The organism is Shewanella sairae (assembly GCF_023283535.1).
Classification (GTDB): Bacteria; Pseudomonadota; Gammaproteobacteria; order Enterobacterales; family Shewanellaceae; genus Shewanella; species Shewanella sairae.
Window position 1 is genome coordinate 1 of the sequence record NZ_JAKILT010000124.1, and the last position, 3,717, is coordinate 3,717.

At 41.0% G+C, this 3,717-nt stretch carries 4 protein-coding genes; 1 reads left to right on the forward strand and 3 read right to left on the reverse strand.

The window, feature by feature from the left end; all coding sequences use genetic code 11:
* Positions 1–162 precede the first annotated feature (162 nt).
* A complete protein-coding gene (locus tag L2748_RS23280; RefSeq protein WP_248957794.1) occupies positions 163–678 on the reverse strand; it encodes an SMI1/KNR4 family protein in 516 nt (171 codons plus the stop codon).
* Between the two features lie 476 nt (positions 679–1,154).
* Between L2748_RS23280 and L2748_RS23285 the strand changes: the two genes are divergently transcribed.
* The gene (locus L2748_RS23285) at positions 1,155–1,973 is read left to right on the forward strand and encodes a plasmid pRiA4b ORF-3 family protein (RefSeq protein WP_220783600.1); all 819 of its coding nucleotides are present in this window, start codon (positions 1,155–1,157) and stop codon (positions 1,971–1,973) included.
* A 111-nt stretch (positions 1,974–2,084) separates the two neighbouring features.
* On the opposite strand, the gene L2748_RS23290 is transcribed toward L2748_RS23285, so the two are convergent.
* Together L2748_RS23290 and L2748_RS23295 are read right to left on the reverse strand one after the other, a co-directional pair.
* Positions 2,085–3,032, reverse strand: coding sequence for an Rpn family recombination-promoting nuclease/putative transposase (locus L2748_RS23290; protein ID WP_248957795.1), 948 nt, complete (start codon positions 3,030–3,032; stop codon positions 2,085–2,087).
* Between the two features lie 59 nt (positions 3,033–3,091).
* Positions 3,092–3,717: DUF4113 domain-containing protein (locus L2748_RS23295; protein WP_248957796.1), on the reverse strand; the 626-nt coding region annotated here is incomplete at its 5' end.

The following is a 3,717-nucleotide window of genomic DNA, read 5'->3' on the forward strand; positions in this document are numbered from 1 at the left end:
TTCTTGTACGTTTCGTCATAGTGTCACCTGTTAACTTATGAGGTGATGATATCACCTCTAACTAGGTGGCCAAATTAACTATGCCACTACACTAGCTAATTTACGGACAATTATCGGTAAGAGTAAAAGCTCTGAAAGCAACTGTTGGTATTAGGGGAGCTTTTAGCTCGATACAGTTTCAATCTTCCCCCCTTTTGATACGTATTCTTCTAGCAGGACTTCAAAATTCTTAGTTAAAACGTTCCACTCTGAAGGAGCTAGTTCATGAAATGCATCCAATACAGGGATTTCTCCAGATCGTTTAGGTCCAAACATTAATAGCTCTTGGGATTCGGTTTTGAAAAACGGTATATAAGGCCACGTACCCTGCCAATTACAATCCTTTATCTGGATTTTTCGATTTTCCTCATAATATTCTTTGATATCTATGCAACCAAGAAATTCATGGCTATTCCATGCTTCGGACCCTTCGTTCCAATCTGGTTCTGCTTTATTGGAATACTGGCATATAAAACCGCCATTATACTTCAACAAAAACTGCCTATATGAGAATGGTAATTTTAGTGACAAAAATTCTTCCAGCTCAGCAAGTTCACTTTCAGAAGCGCCTTCATTAAATACAGCGCTATTCGAGTTTGCCTTAATGAGGTGTTCCAGCTTGCTGAGAAGTTCTAACATAGTATGGTCCTCCAATAAAAGGCATTGATTATAGCACTTTATCAGAATGGCGTTGGATAAACGAGCTTGAAAGTTTGCAAAGTGAGCATTGATATTGAGATTGAATCGAAAGTAATTCGATGATTACCTATCGATTAGTAAAAGTAGGACAACAGGCTCGCAACAGTTCTGTGCTTTTTATCGCCTGTAAGTCTTAAAGGGGCAGAAACGTGTTACCAAGACTAGCGCAGTCCTTTAGGGTATACCTAACGCGCACCAATCAAGATGTGAACTTGGATGGTTCGCTTTGTGCTGATTCTAACCTTACGCGAACTGCCATTGAAAACCATACCCAAATCAAACTGACGTGCCAAAATCTTTATTCTTTAAATAAAGAAAATTAAGCGCTCTATACTAAAAAATACTTACAGCAATGCTTGTTAGGATGACGAATATTAAAATATCATGTTCAATTATTTTTTATTTGGTTCAACGTTATGGGTGTGTTACCGCTACGACATGTTTATCAACTGCATGTTTCTTTAAATGATATAGAACCCGCGATTTGGAGACGGATCCTCGTTCCAAGTGAGGTGACTCTTGATGTGTTGCATTTGCTGATCCAAAAAGCTATGGGGTGGCAAGACGAGCATTTACATCAATTTATTGCTGGGAGTAAGCTATATAGCGATTACCATCCTGACTGGGACGAGTTTGGAGCTGATTTCGAAGATGAATCAACTGTCAGGATTAGGCATATTTTAACATCTCCAAATCAGACGTTAACATATACATATGATTTTGGAGATAACTGGCAGCACACTATCAGACTGGAGGAAATTAAATCTCCTGATGACGTTGATGGTGAACAATTATGTATCGCTGGAGAAAGAGCTTGCCCGCCAGAAAACTGCGGTAGTGTTCCAGGTTATTATCAATTGCTTGAGATTATGGCCGATCCCGAACATAGGGATTACGAGGATACCTTGTTCTGGTTAGGAGGGAATTTTGATCCTGACTTCTTCTCTCTCGACGTAATTAATAGTTTTGATGAAAGCTCAATGTTTGATGCTGGAAACGAGTTTTTCGCTAGAATTGAAGCTCAGGAAATTGTAATGAATCAACTTCTTAAAACGTTAAAAAACACCCATCCTGAAACATATCATCATTTACATAAAGCATGTATGCAGGCGAGTAAGGATGCGAGAAGTGAGCGTTCTTCTGATGAAGGTCGGGACCAATACACTAGCGCGATAGCTGACACTATCGATTCATTTTTTGATTTTGATGAAGACGGAACTCGTCAAGTGCATTAACGATTAAATCGTATGTTAAGTAAGGTCAGTCCTTTTTATACGATTCGACGTGAATAACTTTGATTAATCGTTAGGAAGTGCCGCTAAATTCTAGCGGCACTTTATTGATGTTCAGTGAGTCAATAATGCGAGATCTTCGGTACTCAAGCCTGTAACGTCAATAATGGTTTGGTGATCCATGCCGTTGTGCAGCATGTTTTTAGCAATTTCAATAAGCGCTTCTTGACGTCCCTCTTGACGTCCCTTGGTTTCACCAAGTTGAATGCCTTCTTGACGTCCTTCTTGTCGCCCTTCTTGTCGCCCTTGTTGGCGTAATTGTTCAGCAATTGTCATAAGTGTTTCCTCGTGCTTGGGAACTGATGAAGCCAGTGTTGTTATTAGGGCTTCTAGGTTGCTTGTTTCGCCGACCTGGAGCAAATAGCTCATCAGTGACTTTACTTGCTTATCCGTAGTGTAATCGCTTAATAGCAACCTGACCAGAGGCTCAACTAATTCCATAATGTCTTTATGCCTGGCGTGTTTCTGTACTAGCTCTAAAAGCGCTATTCGTCGATGCTGCATAATTTCATCATCAGAAATTACCGTCACATCAACCAACGGGAAATCGTTGGTGTATAGCCGCTTTGCTATATCTGGGTTGGCAAAGCCCTTAAGCCAGTTCATATCATACGGATAAGGCGATTCTTTACCGTGATAAAATTGCAGCGGAATGACTAAAGGTAAGTGCTTATGCCCTGCATCAAGGTGTTGCTGCATTGCCGCAATAGCGTAACGCATAAGCCGGAATGGCATATTTTTATCTGGCTTACTTTGGTGCTCAATCAACGCATATATGTAACCATCACCCTGAGATGTTTTTAATGAATATAATACGTCTGAAAAATAAGGTCGTAGGTTGTCTTCTATGAAACTCCCAGGCGCCAACTGTAAAGTCGATAGGTCACACATTTCTCGCAGTTCTGCGGGGAGATGAATATCAAGCAAATCCCTTGCGGTTTCGGGATGGGTTAGAAACTGCTTAAATAAAGCATCATGAGGTGTAGGTGTCGTTTTTTTCATAAGCTTATCTTAGCATGAAAACTATTGCCGCCTAAAAGCTATTGTAGTCGTTGGAAAGCCTAGCATTTTATCTTAGGTAAATCGCTCCACTTAGTCGTGTATTGCGGCGTTAATCTATCTCTACGCATTCCCCATTTAGGCGCAATACCTTGAGCGGCCACGAACACGGCATCACGGCCATACTTATTATTGAGTTGGTCATAGATGTTCATTAACGCTGAATTAGCCACTGGGGCGAACAGGTCCTCTTGCTTGTTTTTGGCAGCGCTTAAATCCAATAATCCAATGCCAACTTTATAATAGCGCGTACCAGCTTGAAACCACTGGTCTACGACTTGGGTTACCGCTTTACTCATTAAGTGCGTATCAGCAGTAGGATAGGCAAATTGGTGTGACTGTTTAAATCCGCTAGGTCTTTCATCATAAGGTGAGTTGTGAGCGAATATAATCATGACACCACAGAGTGAGCCTTGCTGTCTGGCCTTTTGCGCTGCAATCCCTAAATGCTTACATAGCGCTTGGGTTAAGGAGTCTTTATCAGTAATGCGGTCTGTCATGCTTCTTGTAGAGAATATTTGCTTTTGGTCAGCTTTTGCTTCATCCCAGGCAATGCATTGTTCACCATTAAGCTCTCTAATGGTGCGTTCCACTTCAATGTTAAACTCTCGTTTGGCAAGAGTCGGTG